General features: G+C 44.7%; 15 protein-coding genes. 4 read left to right on the forward strand and 11 right to left on the reverse strand.

All coding sequences use genetic code 11. The features are described 5' to 3' along the window. Window positions 1–35 precede the first annotated feature (35 nt). The 3 genes from P2W76_RS13440 (at window position 36) to P2W76_RS13450 (ending at window position 3,340) form a co-directional block, all read left to right on the forward strand. On the forward strand, window positions 36–977 hold the full coding sequence (locus tag P2W76_RS13440) for a bifunctional riboflavin kinase/FAD synthetase (RefSeq protein ID WP_276348342.1): 942 nt from the start codon (window positions 36–38) through the stop codon (window positions 975–977). 41 nt (window positions 978–1,018) lie between these two features. Further along, window positions 1,019–2,074 (forward strand): DUF2157 domain-containing protein, encoded by a 1,056-nt coding sequence (locus P2W76_RS13445; protein ID WP_276348343.1) that lies wholly within the window; start codon window positions 1,019–1,021, stop codon window positions 2,072–2,074. Between the two features lie 426 nt (window positions 2,075–2,500). Then, window positions 2,501–3,340 (forward strand): sugar phosphate isomerase/epimerase, encoded by an 840-nt coding sequence (locus P2W76_RS13450; protein WP_276348344.1) that lies wholly within the window; start codon window positions 2,501–2,503, stop codon window positions 3,338–3,340. Between the two features lie 79 nt (window positions 3,341–3,419). On the opposite strand, the gene P2W76_RS13455 is transcribed toward P2W76_RS13450, so the two are convergent. From P2W76_RS13455 to P2W76_RS13505, 11 genes are all read right to left on the reverse strand, one after another. Next, window positions 3,420–3,953: a YceI family protein gene (locus P2W76_RS13455; protein ID WP_276348345.1), complete on the reverse strand. Its 534-nt coding sequence runs from the start codon at window positions 3,951–3,953 to the stop codon at window positions 3,420–3,422. A gap of 226 nt (window positions 3,954–4,179) precedes the next feature. Further along, complete coding sequence (locus tag P2W76_RS13460) at window positions 4,180–4,596, reverse strand: OsmC family protein (protein WP_276348346.1); 417 nt, start codon at window positions 4,594–4,596, stop codon at window positions 4,180–4,182. 87 nt (window positions 4,597–4,683) lie between these two features. Further along, a complete protein-coding gene (locus tag P2W76_RS13465) occupies window positions 4,684–5,934 on the reverse strand; it encodes a GTP-binding protein (protein ID WP_276348347.1) in 1,251 nt (416 codons plus the stop codon). A gap of 2 nt (window positions 5,935–5,936) precedes the next feature. Continuing rightward, window positions 5,937–6,842 carry a sulfate adenylyltransferase subunit CysD gene (gene cysD, locus P2W76_RS13470; protein ID WP_276348348.1) on the reverse strand — a complete coding sequence of 302 codons (906 nt, stop codon included), beginning with the start codon at window positions 6,840–6,842 and terminating at the stop codon, window positions 5,937–5,939. Window positions 6,843–6,949: 107 nt separating this feature from the next. Next, a complete protein-coding gene (locus P2W76_RS13475; protein WP_276348349.1) occupies window positions 6,950–7,648 on the reverse strand; it encodes a phosphoadenylyl-sulfate reductase in 699 nt (232 codons plus the stop codon). 10 nt (window positions 7,649–7,658) lie between these two features. Then, a complete protein-coding gene (locus P2W76_RS13480; RefSeq protein ID WP_276348350.1) occupies window positions 7,659–8,825 on the reverse strand; it encodes an aminotransferase class I/II-fold pyridoxal phosphate-dependent enzyme in 1,167 nt (388 codons plus the stop codon). A gap of 24 nt (window positions 8,826–8,849) precedes the next feature. Then, on the reverse strand, window positions 8,850–9,587 hold the full coding sequence (locus P2W76_RS13485; protein ID WP_276348351.1) for a bifunctional precorrin-2 dehydrogenase/sirohydrochlorin ferrochelatase: 738 nt from the start codon (window positions 9,585–9,587) through the stop codon (window positions 8,850–8,852). Further along, on the reverse strand, window positions 9,571–10,350 hold the full coding sequence (gene cobA, locus P2W76_RS13490; RefSeq protein WP_276348352.1) for a uroporphyrinogen-III C-methyltransferase: 780 nt from the start codon (window positions 10,348–10,350) through the stop codon (window positions 9,571–9,573). The genes P2W76_RS13485 and cobA overlap by 17 nt, the downstream gene beginning before the upstream one ends. Further along, window positions 10,347–12,449, reverse strand: coding sequence for a nitrite/sulfite reductase (locus tag P2W76_RS13495; RefSeq protein ID WP_276348353.1), 2,103 nt, complete (start codon window positions 12,447–12,449; stop codon window positions 10,347–10,349). The genes cobA and P2W76_RS13495 overlap by 4 nt, the downstream gene beginning before the upstream one ends. Window positions 12,450–12,667: 218 nt before the next feature. Further along, window positions 12,668–13,111, reverse strand: coding sequence for an Rrf2 family transcriptional regulator (locus P2W76_RS13500; RefSeq protein WP_276348354.1), 444 nt, complete (start codon window positions 13,109–13,111; stop codon window positions 12,668–12,670). A gap of 101 nt (window positions 13,112–13,212) precedes the next feature. Next, window positions 13,213–14,493, reverse strand: coding sequence for an MFS transporter (locus tag P2W76_RS13505; protein ID WP_276348355.1), 1,281 nt, complete (start codon window positions 14,491–14,493; stop codon window positions 13,213–13,215). Window positions 14,494–14,727: 234 nt separating this feature from the next. Between P2W76_RS13505 and P2W76_RS13510 the strand changes: the two genes are divergently transcribed. Continuing rightward, window positions 14,728–15,825 (forward strand): SGNH/GDSL hydrolase family protein, encoded by a 1,098-nt coding sequence (locus P2W76_RS13510; RefSeq protein ID WP_276348356.1) that lies wholly within the window; start codon window positions 14,728–14,730, stop codon window positions 15,823–15,825. Window positions 15,826–15,834: the final 9 nt, after the last annotated feature.

Here is a 15,834-nt window from a genome sequence, read left to right on the forward strand (position 1 = left end):
TTATTTAAAGCGCTATTTTTGTGCTCTCCTGAATAATGAAGATATATCATCATATAGACGATTTTATAAAAATCAACAAGGCCGTCGTTACAATAGGTACTTTTGATGGTGTTCATATAGGGCACCAGAAGATCATCAGCCGGCTTACAGAGATTTCACGTCAGAAAGGCGGAGAAACGGTTATTCTAACTTTTTTTCCCCACCCACGGATGATACTGCACCCGGAGGACAAGGCCATCAAACTTATAAATACGATATCCGAAAAAGCGGAAAGACTTGAGGCACTTGGAATCGACCATTTGATAATAACACCATTTTCGCGCGACTTTTCTAATCAAACTCCGGAAGAATATGTGAGCAACGTTTTGGTGGATAAGATCGGCACTAAACACATAGTGATCGGATATGACCACCGCTTCGGAAAGGATCGCGAGGGCGGTCTGGAAGATCTTCAAAAGTTCTCACAGGATTTTGGGTTTGAGGTGGAAGAGATCCCGGAGCAGGACATTAACGATGTTGCTGTAAGCTCGTCGAAGATCAGAACTGCCATCCTGAGCGGTGATGTGAAAACAGCCAATGATTTCCTGGGCTATCCCTTCCATCTTACCGGGAAAGTGATAAAAGGTGATCAGATCGGACGCAGTTTAGGATACCCCACAGCGAACCTGTTTGTCGAAGAAACTTACAAACTTATCCCTGCTGATGGGATCTACGCCGTTGAAGTCGTGGTTCAGCCTGGCTCGACAGTTGAAAAAACGGAATATGGGATGGCTTATATCGGTGCCCGGCCTACTATCAACGGTATGTCGCGAAATATTGAAGTAAACATTTTCGACTTCAACGAGGATATTTATGGCGAGACGATCCGGCTTAAATTCCTCGATTTTGTCCGCGCAGATGAGAAGTTCAATTCGATCGAAGAGCTGAAAGATCAACTGGGCAAAGATGAAAAAGCTGTGAGAGCCATCCTGTTCTGAGCCAAATAGCTTAATTTTATCTTTTAATCTGTTAAAACGTCTTGGCTAAACTAAATCTTGATAAGCAGGAGTGCGATTTTCTGGATACAACGATCCGTCACTGGCAGGCAGATGGGCTTATTGACGCGGAAACCGCAGGAAAACTTCAGGGATCTTATGAAACTAAAGGGTTCGACTGGAAACGGCTCGCACAATACTCTTTCTGGGTGGCGCTTGCCTGCGGGATCATCGCAATAGCTTCCCTGATCATCGATGATGTGGTGATTAACTGGCTTAAAAAGCTATACGATACACCGGACATTATTATCAGTCTTATCTCTGGACTGCTTGCTGGGGCGCTTCTTTACGAAGGCAATAAGCGGAAGCAAAAATATCCTGAGCGGGTATTCAGCAACGAAGCAATAATATTCTTCGGCGTGCTTTTCACGGCCAGCTGCATTGCCTTCCTGGGCAAGACATTCGATAACGGCAAGGGGCATTTTTCCATCCTTTTCCTTCTGTCGGTAGTAGTGTATTGCTTTCTTGCTACAAAGTATAAATCCAGGCTTATATGGGCATTTGCCCTGGTTTCCTTAGGAAGCTGGTTCGGCACCGAGACAGGTTATCAAACAGACTGGAGTCATTATTTCCTGGGAATGAATTATCCGCTCCGGTTCGTTGTATTTGGCTTTCTGCTTGTCGCTTTCAGTTTCACTATGAGTGGGATAAAAAAGATAGCTGAATTTCGTGATCTGACCTATATAATCGGGCTTCTCTACCTTTTCGTTTCATTGTGGCTCCTTTCAATCTTCGGAAATTTCGGAAGCTTGGAAGACTGGCTGAAAATAAAACAGATCGAATTGTTCTACTGGGGCATTATTTCCGTGCTCATCTCAATTGGCTTTACTATTTACGGACTACGCAGGAAAGACTTTATTGCAAGGGAGTTTGGGATCACGTTTCTACTGATCAATCTTTACAGCAGATATTTCGAGTATTTATGGGACGTCACGGATAAAACTATATTCTTCGCTGTGCTGGCCTTATCCTTCTGGCTCATCGGCCGTAAAGCCGAAAAAATCTGGAATGTCGAATTTTTGAAACCAAAGGCGAATTAATATATAGGGCAGAATTTCACGACCTGGCTTTCGGCAATAACACCGGGCTTTCGCTACAAACTTTGCGCCCTTTGCTGTCCGAACGGTTTTAGCCGGGCGGGCGTGTACTTTGCGTCCTACTATAGAACTCATTTTACGTACCGACCGAAACTTAAACGCAGAGGACGCAAAGTACAACGCAGAGTTCGCAAAGGTTTGCAAAAATATGCCCCTAAAACTTGGTTTTAAGCCATACTCTGCGTCCTTTGCACGGAACTTTGCGGCCTTTGCGTTTAAAACAGGCGCCCAGCAAGTTCTTTAAGTATACAACATAGGGCTTGCCTATATCACACTATACGCTTAAATAGGCGTCTCGAAAGCTGATATCGACGAAACATTTCAGTTTTCCCTTCGAATTTCCTAATTTGACGTCCAAACTACCATCCTATGAAAACACGCCGCGATTTCTTAAAAAATGCCGGAACTCTTGCACTGGCTTCTATTGTTATGCCTGAATTAACATTTGCCACCGCCAAAGTAAAAAACCCTGGCCTCCAGCTATATTCAGTCCGTACGGAGATGATGGCTGATGCGAAGGGAACGTTAAAGCAGCTGGCTGGTCTCGGAATTAAACAGATAGAGTCGGCTAGAAGCACCAAGGGCAACTATTATGGTCTGACAGGCAAGGAAATGAGGGACACCTGTAAAGAGCTTGACATGACCTTGCGTAGCGGGCATGTTGCCATAGATGCGAAATGGCAGCAAACCCTCGATGAAGCTGCCGAATCAGGCCAGGAATACCTGATCTGTTCGAGCCTGCCGGGCGCCGGCCAAACGGTCGACAACTACAAACGGGTAGCAGATCTCTTCAACAAGCATGGCGAAGAATGCCGGAAACAAGGCATTAAATTCGGATATCATAATCACGATTACGAGTTTGAAAAGGTTGACGGACAGGTTTTATATGACGTTTTAATGGATAACACCGATCCTAAACTGGTTTACATGGAGCTGGACCTTGGATGGGTTGTAGCCAGCGGTATCAACCCGCTTGATTATTTCAAAAAATATAAAGGCCGTTTCCCCCTCTGGCATCTTAAGGATATGAATATGCAAAAGAAGCATAGTACAGAATACGGCAAGGGAGCGCTCGATATTCCAAAGATGCTGGAACATCAGAACGAATCCGGTCTAAAATACTTTTTTATGGAGCAGGAAGAATATGCTAAGAGTCCAATGGAAAGTATCAAGTATAATATGGACTATCTGGAACGCATAAGAATTTAAACAGCAGATGTGTAGCCGCCTTTAAAACAAAAAAAGGCCATTCGCCCATCACGAATAGCCTTACGAGAAAAAAATATTTTTACGCTTGTTTTGCGAATTGCAGGTTGATGTTCAATTTGATCTCATCACCTACTACAATTGCGCCTGCTTCGGTCACTGCACTCCAGGTTAAATCAAATTCCTTACGGCTGATCTTTCCTGTAATTTCGAAGCCTGCTTTTTCGTTACCGTACGCATCTGTAGCAACACCACCTAATTCAACATCCAGCTTTACCGGCTTCGTTACGTTCTTAACGGTAAGATCTCCGGTCAGCTCATAATCATCACCTTTTTTAATGAATGACGTAGATTTGAAACTGATGACAGGAAATTTCTCCGCATCAAAGAAATCCGCAGATCTTAAATGTGCATCGCGTTGTTCCTGATTTGTGTCGATGCTGTTAGCATCCAGTGAGAACTCGATGTCGGCATTCGAAAAGTCTTCGCTTTCGGTTTCGAAACTGCCGTTAAACACTTTAAAAGTGCCGGTTACTGTGGAAATCACAAGGTGCTTTACCTTGAAAAGAACCTCTGAGTGAGTAGGGTCTAATACCCATTTAGTTTTTACTGACATATTGTTTTAGTTTTTAGATAGGCAAAGATAAGGCGATAGATGTTGCAACATGTAACACAAGTGTAAATTTTATATGAAGTAAGAAATAAGAGTAGAATACCGCCTGCAACTAGCGGTTATACTCTAAAAGAACCATAAATGAGGGTATTTGTGTGAAATGGAGAATAATAAATCAGAGCGGAAGCTGAAGGCAAGCCAGCCTTGCCTTTGTTCCTTGCTCCTTGTTCTACTCTAATATCAATGAATACGTAATCTCCACGCCGCCGGCAGCAAGCATATCATGCACCGAGCAATATTTCTTAACGGCGAGTTCTGCTGCTCTGTTGGCTTTGTCCTGATCAATTGTGCCCTTCAGCGTAAAGATCATGTGGATCTTTGTGAAAACAGTTGGGATCTGTTCACGGCGTTCGCCCTCAACTGATACAGAAAAATCCTGGAGGTCCTGTTTCTGCTTTTTCAGGATGCTTACCAGGTCGAGCGAGCTGCAGGACGCCAAAGCCATTAATACCATTTCCATGGGTCTTACACCCAGGCCAAGGCCCCCAATATCTGGTGAGCCATCGATTTGGACCTTTACTGTTGAAGATGGAGCTGACGCTTCGAAATGAACCGCATCGTTTACTCTTTTTAATTCTACTTTCACGGGCTGATCTTAATTAATAAATTTCAAAATGACATTTAAAGCGCAACTCTATCCACGAAACATCTAAAAGCTGGTATTGCAAGCGATCTATTCGACAGAAGCCCTGAACATCAAAGCCCCAACGGTAAGATTTGTGCGGCTGTCAATCAAAATTGCTCCGCCGTTTTGCTTATTCTCATGATAGAGATCGAAAGCTAGGGCATCAGCAGTTTTAATAACAACACGGCCAATATCATTCAACTGAAAAGTATCTGCCGGGATCTTCTCCAGAGTGTTAATATTAACCTTATGAAGCATTTCGCGAATCTTACATTTCGTTTGCTTACTGTTATGCTGAACCAGATACATGATTGAATCGTCCAGGGGCTTGGTATCCATCCAGCAAAGATCGGCTTCAATAAGCTGAGATACGATGGGTTCGTGAGATGAATTTACCAGGATATCGCCACGGCTGATATCCACATTATCTTTAAGATGCAGCGTCACCGACATACCGCTATGGATCTCCTGCTGGTCCTGTCCAAAGGTTTCGATCCTGCTGATCTCGGATCTTACACCCGACGGAAGAATTGTGACCTTATCATTCACGTGGAAGCTGCCACTGGACACCCGGCCGGCATACCCACGATAGTCATGCAGTTCGTCCGTTTGAGGCCTGATCACCCACTGTACGGGCATTCTGGCCTGGGGAGATTTTTCATCTTCGTTTACCTCGATAGTTTCCAAATGGTCCAACAAACTCTTCCCGGTATACCATGGCATATTCACAGACACGTTTACCACATTATCCCCTTTTAGTGCACTAACGGGTATGTATGTAACCTCGTTCAAATGAAGCTTTGAAGCTATTTCAGAATAAGCTTTATGAATGTTGTCAAATGTTTCCTGGCTATAATTAACCATATCCATCTTATTGACACAAACAACCACGTGCTTTAATTCAAGAAGTGATACGATAAATGAATGCCTTACCGTCTGTTCAACCACGCCATTTCTTGCATCGACAAGAATAATAGCAAGATTCGAATTAGAAGCTCCGGTAACCATATTTCTCGTGTACTGAATATGCCCCGGGGTATCAGCAATTATAAACTTTCTGTTGTCGGTCTGGAAATATTTATAGGCTACGTCAATAGTTATTCCCTGCTCACGTTCCGCTTTCAGGCCGTCAGTTAAAATGGCTAAATCAATAGTTCCGTCGTCGTTCTTACGGTTCGACTGCTGAAGAGCTTCCAGCTGATCGGCTAATATAGATTCACTATCGAAAAGAAGTCTGCCGATAAGAGTACTCTTACCATCGTCCACGCTTCCTGCTGTAAAAAATTTTAGTAAATCCATGATTAAAAATATCCTCCCTTTTTACGATCTTCCATTGCAGCCTCAGAAACCTTATCATCCATACGGGCGCCTCTTTCGCTGATCTTTGACGCCTTTATTTCTTCAATTATATCATCTATTAAAAATGCATCTGACTCTACAGCCGCTGTACAGGTCATGTCGCCCACGGTCCTGAACCGTACATTTTTATTTGCTATAACATCCTGCTCATCCATATTAAGGAACTCCGCAGCAGCCATTAATTGGCCATTTCTTGTAATAACATCCCGCTGATGTGCAAAATAGATAGAAGGAAGTTCGATTTCCTCTCTGCGGATATAATTCCAAACATCCAGCTCCGTCCAGTTACTGATCGGGAAAACTCTTACGTTTTCCCCTTTGTGGATCTTACCATTGTAAACGTTCCACAACTCCGGGCGCTGGCGCTTGGGATCCCATTGGCCGAACTCATCGCGAACGGAAAAGATCCTTTCTTTAGCTCGCGCCTTCTCCTCATCCCTGCGGGCACCGCCTATACAAGCGTCGAACTTATTAGCTGCAATCGTATCCAGCAGGGTTACCGTCTGCAAAGCATTTCTGCTCGCATTCTTACCTTTCTGCTCGATCACCTTACCCTGATCAATAGAATCCTGCACATAACCTACAATGAGCTTCTCACCCAATCGATCGATCATCTTATCGCGATAGGTGATCGTTTCCGGAAAATTATGCCCGGTATCAATGTGTACCAGCGGAAATGGGAATTTCCCCGGCCTGAACGCCTTTTCTGCAAGCCTCACTAATGTGATTGAATCCTTCCCGCCGGAAAATAATAATGCTGGTTTTTCAAACTGGCCGGCTACTTCCCGCAATATGTGTATTGCTTCGGCTTCCAGCTGGTCTAAATACGTCGTGTCCTGTTTATTCATATTTTTATTAATTCACCTGGGCTTTTAACCCCTTATCCGATAACTGCCGGATCCGCCCAAGGCGGACAGCCCCCTTTAAAGGAAGGGAGACAATATCCTTTATTAATCTATTGCGCAGTGTGTAATCCGCACTCTTTTTTACTCTGATCTTCCCACCACCATCTTCCGGCGCGGAAATCCTCGCCCTCCCGTACGGCGCGTGTGCACGGGGCACAACCAATACTTGGAAAACCTTTATCATGCAGCGGGTTGTAAGGGACATTATTTTCCCTGATATACTCCTTAACCTGTTCCAGGGTCCAATCGAAGATGGGGTGATACTTTAGTATCTGATTCCCTTCATCCCACTCTACGTTGTCCATATGTTCGCGGTTCAGGGACTGGTCTGCACGGATTCCCGTGATCCACACGGAGTTACCGGCAAGTGCGCGCTTCAGCGGCTCCACCTTACGGATGCCGCAGCATTCTTTACGATTTTCTACCGACTCATAGAAGCTGCTTGGACCCTTTGAACTGATCATGTTCTCTACAGCCTGGGTATTGGGGTAATAAGCATGGATCTGCTTGCCGTACATTTCCAGCGTGCGGTTCCATACGTAGTAAGTTTCAGGAAACAGACGACCTGTTTCCAGTGTAAACACCTTTATAGGAAGGTCATTCTTGAAAATTATGTGCGATATTACCTGATCCTCCCAGCCAAAGCTTGTTGAAAACACAACCTTCCCGGGGTACCGGTCCACTATATAATTCAGCGATTCCACTATCCCTAAACCTTTTATTCCCTGAAGTAAATCCGCCGTATTCATATATCAAATATTATTTCGACCTGTCTAAAGCTGTGGTCAGATCCTTAACAATGTCATTTACGTCCTCAAGCCCAACAGAAACGCGAATACTGCCTGGGAAAATCCCAATCTGGGCTCTTTCATCATCTGTTAATTTCGAATGAGTGGTCGATACCGGATGGGTTGCAATAGTCCGGGTGTCACCCAGGTTAGAAGATAAACTAATCATCTCCAGGGCATCGAGAAATCTCATAGCCCGTTCCATTCCTCCCTTTAAAATAAAAGTCACAACTCCGCCCCCCTGTTTCATCTGGCGTTTTGCCAGCTCATATTGAGGGTGCGAAGGAAGAAAAGGATACCTAACCACTTCAACATCTTCATGCTGTTCTAAAGCTTCCGCAACTGACAGCGCATTGCTGCAATGCCGATCCATACGTACCGGAAGAGTTTCCAGACTTTTGGAGAATATCCAGGCGTTAAAAGCCGACATTGCCGGTCCTGTATGCCTGATGAAAAACATCATTTCTTTAATAAGATCTTGCCGGCCAACTACCACACCGCCTAAAACCCGTCCCTGCCCATCCATATACTTCGTGGAAGAGTGGCTTACAAGATCCGCTCCGTATTCAATAGGCTTTTGCAGATATGGTGTCGCAAAGCAATTATCAACATTTAAAATAAAATTATGCTTCTTCTTCAAGCCACCAAGCCACTCCAGGTCAACCAATTCCAGGCCTGGATTCGAAGGGGTTTCCAAAAACACCATTTTCGTTTCCGGACGGAGTGCCTTTTCAAAATCTTCCGGTTTAGAAGCATCTACATATGTTGTGGTGATTCCCCATCTGGGTAAAAGCTGAGTAAACAGCTGGTGCGTTGAACCAAATATGGAACGGAAGGCAACGATGTGGTCACCGCTTTTCAGTAATCCCGCAAAAGAAGCGAAGACGGCAGCCATTCCCGAAGAAAATGCCAGCCCGGCCTCCGCGCCTTCCGAATCACAAACCTTCTGAATAAACTCAGAAGTATTGGGATTTGAATAACGCGAATAAATATTACCCTGAACCTCCTCCGTGAACATCGCCCTTCCGTGCTCTGCATCATCAAACATAAAACTGGATGTAAGATATAACGGCACAGAATGTTCCCTTTGCGAAGACCGCTGGGTTTGGGTGCGGATGAATTTGGATGATTCTTTCATTTTATGAGATTTCGGCAAAAATACTTATTTATCTAAACTAAAAAGACCCTGGAACACAGAATAAAGCAGAGCCGTGCCAATCGCTCCAAGCGCCGCACCGGTCAGGATCCACTTTATTTTCGCAGTGGCGCTATGCCCTTTGACAGGAGTTACCAGAACTGCCGTTGCCTTATTCAATTCGCTTACCTTATTAGCAAAGTCGCCACTAAGCGTATTCCTTAGCTGGTTCATTTGCTGAAGACTTATATCAAGCCCGCCCGGTAAATTTTCCTGAAAAACCTCTTTCAGGCGCTTAGCGATAGTGGGTGATTTTCCATTTGTAGAGATCCCAATCTTCAGATCACCCTTTTTAACAATGGATCCTAAATAGAAATCGCACAGATCCGGTTTATCGGCTACGTTGATTAAAAGATGCCGGTCTCTGGCAAAGCTCCTTATTTCAGCGTTCAGGGTATTATTACCCGTTGCAATTATCACCAGATCCTGCCCCTCCAGATCAGAAGGATCAAATTTCCTGTGATTTGTCTTTATTTGAGGATATCTGCCTGCCAGCTCAACAACCTCAGCTGAGAATCGCTCAGCTACGATAGTTATTTGACTTTCCGGACTGTTTGCTATCAGTGCATTGAGCTTTTCAAGTCCGACATTTCCGGCGCCAACAAGCAGGACCCTGAGCTCATTGAGCTTAAGAAATACCGGAAACAACTGGTTTCCAGCTGCATCTTTATCTTTATCGATATTTTCTTTACTCAGAACACTCATAAAATGCCCTGATCGGCTGATACAAGGAATGCAGGCCAACCACCTCACCGAAAATGATCAGTGCAGGAGAATCTATTTTCTGATCCGCTGCAGCTTCTGCAATTGTAGCAGCGGTGCCGACAACAATCTTCTCGTTCGCCATCGAGCCGTTCTGGATTACTGCAACCGGTAACCTTCCTTTGCCCTCTGCTTCAAATATCGCAGCGATCTCTTTTAACTTCTTTACTCCCATCAATACCACAACCGTGGCATCTGTTTTTGCTGCAGCATAAAGATCTTTAGACACCTCCCCGTTAGTCGTTGTACCCGTGATCACCCAAAAGCTTTCGCTGGTACCGCGATGCGTAACAGGAATTCCCTGTAAGGCAGGAACAGAAATGCTTGATGAAATCCCGGGAACAACTTCAGCAGGAATGCTGTAAGAAGCGGCAATTTCCAGCTCTTCAAAACCGCGGCCAAAAACGAACGGATCACCACCTTTGAGGCGCACAACGTGCCCGTAATTAAGCGCGTAATCGATCATTAACTTATTAACAGCCTGCTGAGAATATGAATGATCTCCTGATCTTTTACCTACGTAGACTTTAATTGCATGCTCCGGAGCAAAATCGAGCAATTCGTTATTCACCAGGGCATCGTATAGCACTACATCAGCAGACTTCAGGATACGCACACCTTTTAGACTAATAAGCTCCGCATCACCCGGGCCTGCACCAACCAAGGTAATTCTTGGCTCTTTTACTATTTTATCTGTAACTATCATGATTGTAGAAGCGCCTCTCTGTTCGCTCTGACTTGTTTAACAAAATTAACTGCCGCCTCTCTGTAGCTCTGTGCGAACTCTGCACTTGGCTCATTTTTATTGATCTGCAATACCAGTTCCTGGAAGCTGCTGTAGTTGTATAGCTCTCTATTTTCTCCGTACTGCTCATCAAAATCACGCAATATCCCAATCTGGGTATTACAGTTTACGCCCTTGTCGAGCAGCAATGCTTTAGCGGCACTAACGAATACACTGTATGTATGAGAAATTGCATCAGCATAAGCTCCTGCAGCGAACGACTCATCAGCCCACGACATCTTCTCGTCGGTTTCTAATAAAAGTGTTGCCACCAGGTCTATCATAACGCCCGCACATTCTCCGACACCTATAGCTGTATGGTAGGTTTCAACATGCCCCCAATCCACAAATTCCTCAGGAACAAGTGTATTAAGGTCGGCAATTGGTTTGAGCATCTGATAGAAGTAATCTTTCCCCTGACGGTCGTAATATTCGTGGAAACTTTCTTCTTCTGTTGAATTGCTTTCGTAATCGTCAAGAACTGCCCGTAAAACAAGAGTTGCCCTTTTAGACGGCACCTTAATGACTTTATCAGCAACCCGGCCATGGCCATTTCCCACCGTTCCGCCACCTAGCAGTACCTGAACTGAGGGAAGTACTTTACCTTGTGCTTTTAACGAAGCACCGTGAAATCCGATGTGTGCCAAGCCATGCTGTCCGCATGAATTCATACACCCACTTATTTTTATATTGATCTCCTTATTATATATCAGATGGTGATACTCGGTCTTGATCAGTTCGCCAAGTACCCGGGCAAGCTCCATACTATTTGATATCCCCAGGTTACACGTATCTGTACCCGGACAGGTAGTCACGTCAGACACACTATCAAAACCAGGATCGGCCATTCCAAGCTTGTTCAGATTATTGAAAAGCAACGGTAAAGCTTCCTTACGGACAAACTTCAGCAATAAACCCTGATTTTGTGTGATACGGATCTCATCCGCTACCAGGTCCCTAATAGCTGCAACGAACTCACGCGTTCTCTCTGAAGGTATATCTCCCACAGGAACTTTCACATACACGCCGAAAAAGCCTGTTTGTTTTTGCTCAAATACATTCGTGGCGAGCCATTCATCATATTGCACCTGGTTGTCAGGCTGGATACCTGAAAAGTCGCCTGCTTCCGGGATATTGGGAAGCGGGACGGTATCACGATTCACGACAAAACTTTTCGACTTATTGGCCGTTCTCTCTTCTTCAATTAAACGGATAATCTCCTCTAATCCTAATTTCTGGATCAGGAATTTAAACCTGGCTTTATTCCTGTTATTTCTCTCTCCATATCTGTCAAACACACGAAGCACCGATTCGGCATATGGGATCGCCTGATCTTCAGGCAGGAACTCATGTACTACAAAGCCAAGCATTGGCTGAGCACCCAGACTACCTCCCAGCATTACTTTAAAGCCGCGCTGTTCCTCACCGTCGACCACCTTCACCTTTGGCACAAAGCCAATATCATGTATATAGGTAAAGGCGGTGTCTTCCTCATTGGAAGAAAACGCCATCTTAAACTTTCTGCCCATCTCCTGACAAATAGGATTCCGTAAGAAATATTCGAAAGTTGCCTGAGCATAAGGAGAAACATCAAAGGCCTCTTTAGGATCGATACCCGCTGTCGGTGAAGCAGTGACGTTTCTAACTGTATTTCCGCACGCTTCGCGGGTAGTGATACTATCTTCAGAAAGCTTTGCCCACAGCTCCGGTGTCTTATCCAGGCTCACGAAGTGTATTTGTATATCCTGGCGGGTAGTTAAGTGCAGGTTGCTGCTGGCATATTCATCTGATATATCGGCTATACGTAGCAATTGTTTAAACGTAACCTTACCAAAAGGCAGTTTAATACGGATCATTTGAACGCCTGGCTGACGCTGGCCATAGATTCCCCTCGCCAAACGAAGACTCCTGAATTTATCTTCATGTATCTCGCCCTCGCGAAATGCCCGGATCTTCTTCTCAAGATATATAATATCCCGCTCTACAATAGGATTCTCTAATTCTGTTCTAAAACTTTGCATACGTACTAACGAGTTGTATAAAAAAACCTCTTCTACCGATAGTTGAAGAGGTTATGTATAGTATTAAATGTTATATCTAATCTTCTTCAATTCTCAAATCAAACACTTCTTATAACAACATCCCGTTGTAAGAACATGGAACATATAGGTGCGTTTGATTTTCATTTGCCAAATATAAGATAAAGTATATAGAAATGGTAGTCTATTTTTTACTTTTTTTACTCTTGCGTGTCATTTAACAAAGTGTTTTCCCTGGTGATGATATCAGCTATGCTGGTTTCACTAAGCACCTTCAACGTTGCGTTCCTGACATCAAGGAAAACATCCCGCACACCGCAAGTACCTTCGTTGATACATTCATCGCATTTCTGGTAAAAATTAAGGCTTACACACGGCAGCAGGGAGACCGGCCCACCTGTTAAGCGAAGTACCTGCACCAGGAAAATTTCCGACGGGTCTTTTATCAAACCATAGCCTCCGCCTGAACCCTTTTTACTAAATAGCAGTCCGGCGTTACGAAGATCCAGAAGTATCTGTTCCAGGAATTTTTTGGGAATATTCTCTTCCGACGCAATCCTTGAAATCTGCAAAGGCGCCTTACCGAAATTCTTCCCAAGTACCACAAGGGCTTTTAAAGCATAGCGTGTCTTTTTTGAAAGCATAGGGTGATATGTACTTTTTTACTAATCTGCAAATTACGGAAATTCTTTTGGAATAGCTATGAGCTGTGAGCAATGGGCTATGAGCTTTCGGGTATCAGGTATCAGCTAGGCACCAGCTCATTTTCAGTTTTCAGTTTTCCACTTTCAGCTGTCTGAGCCTTGACAAGTATGCTGACCCTATAAAGCAGAAATATCGATATCCCCGAAAGGATCACGATTACATACCCCAGAGTATCATAATGCTCCAGTGGGCTGAATTTATCTTTCTGCACTACGATCATACCCCCAACGGCAGCCGCCAAGCCGCCGGCTATCTGCTGCAATGAGGCGTTTATACTCATGAATGCACCCCTGTCTTCCTTGCCCGGCAAGGCTGAGGACAGCGCGATTGCCGGCACCATGCGGCTCATTATGCCGATCATAAAACCGACATTCATCACGAGCACCAGAATAAATGGTGTGGGGCCCATATTGGTATAAATGATCACCACGATACTCAGCCACACAGACGCAATCGCGAATAACTTCAACTTGTCAAACCGGTCGCTCAGTTTGCCGGCGATTGGCATAATGATCAGCGAGCATATCCCGGAGAACATGAATAACAATGGAAGCTGGTGTTCCGTAACCCCGAGGTTATTTATCGCAAACGCACTTCCCCAGGGCATCATCATGAACCCTCCCAGCGAAAGAAAAGCTGTTGCTAAAAAGCCTATCCTGTAATTCCGCTGGGCAACAGTATGCCATAAATGACCCAGCGCACTGCGATCCGTTTGAATCGATAAGTGCTTATCAATGGGCTGCAGCTTAAACCCGATAACCAGCCATATTACTATTGCCAGGGCGACAATCATTAAAAACGGCGACTGCCATCCCCATATATTGGCAATGTATAAGCTGATGGGTATTCCCAGCACCTGACTGGCGCCAAAGCCCATTTGCAGAAATCCCATCACCCGCCCGCGTTTCTCAATAGGAAACAGGTCAGTAACTATGGCCATCGAAATGGATCCGATCACGCCGCCAAAAAGACCCGTGAAGATCCTGGCCGCCAGAAGCGTGGGATACGTGGTGGCTAAGCCGCAGAACAAAGTCCCGACGATGAAACCTATATAAAAGAAGAGCAGTAACTTCTTGCGGTCAAAACGGTCGGCAAAACCAGCGGTGAGCAAACCGGATAGTCCGGCACTGAATGCATAAGCCGAGACAGAAAAACCAAACTGCGAGGTAGAGAGGTTCATCGACTTCATCAGCATATCGCCCAGCGGCGACATCACCATAAAATCCAGAACAACCGTAAACTGGGTTAAAGCAAGCAATATAATGACAAGTATTTCGTAGGAGGAGAATTTGTCTTTGGATGTGGGGGTCGACGTTGTCATGTTCTTCTTAATTTGACCTGAGGTATGAGGTATAAGGCATGAGGTATAAGGTATAAGCTGGGTGGAGATGCACAACGAATATACAGGTGTCGGAAATCCATCCGACCTCATACCTCTTCCCTCAGACCTCCGATTCCCAGCCCAATCTAGTAATTTCCGCTCATTTTCAAATGATACGGAAGTACTTAATGAATTTCCCGGGAAACCCTTATATTGCTTTCCTAAATCTATACAATGAAAAGATATACTTACGTTCTGATCCTTTGCTGCTTTTACACATTCTCCCTCGCACAACAAACACCGGCGAAAAAAGACGACAGTAAATATTACGGTAAGGAAAGTTTCCTGATTGAAGGTACAGGAGTTGCCGAAGCTGATAAAGAAAGCCCCTACGATCGTTTGCCCGCATCATACCAAAATAAAGTACGCAAACCGGTATGGAACCTTTCAAAGAATTCGGCGGGTATATCCCTGCGATTCAACACGAACTCCTCATCCATTAAAGTAAAATGGGGCGTTCTGAATGATATAAAGATGAACCATATGCCCGAAACAGGCATCAAAGGCGTGGATCTTTACTGCAAATTGAATGGAGTATGGACCTACGTAAATACCGGCCGGCCTACCGGCAAAGAAAACGTGGCAACATTAACCAGTTCGCTCATACCAGGGGAGCGAGAATTTAAACTCTATTTACCTCTATATGATGGAACCACCCACGTAGAAATAGGGATAGACAGCTCAAGCACGATAAGCAAGCCGGCACCGGAAAAGCAATTACCTATTGTTTTTTATGGTACCAGCATCCTGCAGGGCGGCTGTGCATCACGTCCGGGAATGGCTTTTACCAATATTATCTCGAGGAAGCTCAATGTTGACTGTATTAATTTCGGCTTCAGCGGCAACGGCATGATGGATCCGCCAATAGCAGAGCTCATCTCGGGAATCAAGGCATCCTATTATGTAATTGATTGCCTGCCTAACATGAATCCCAAACAGGTAACTGATAGCGTCATGCCACTCGCAAAAGCCATCAGGGCGAAGAATCCCAACACTCCGATCGTATTTGTAGAAAATATTGAATACGCGCGGATCCTGTTTGAACCGCCTCTGAAAAAATCGATGGAGGATAAGAACCGGGCGCTAAAAACCGAGTTCGACAAGCTGGTGAAAGGTGGGATGAAAAACCTTATTTACATCAGTGCTAAAGGCTCTATCGGCACAGATAACGAAGGCACGGTTGATGGAACTCACATGACTGATCTGGGCTTTATGCGATATGCGGAGTATTTGGTCGGGAAGTTTAAGGAGAATAAATTGGTGGTGCGGTGATGAGTTCCA

Origin of the sequence: Daejeonella sp. JGW-45 (assembly GCF_029360805.1) — a bacterium.
GTDB lineage: Bacteria > Bacteroidota > Bacteroidia > Sphingobacteriales > Sphingobacteriaceae > Daejeonella.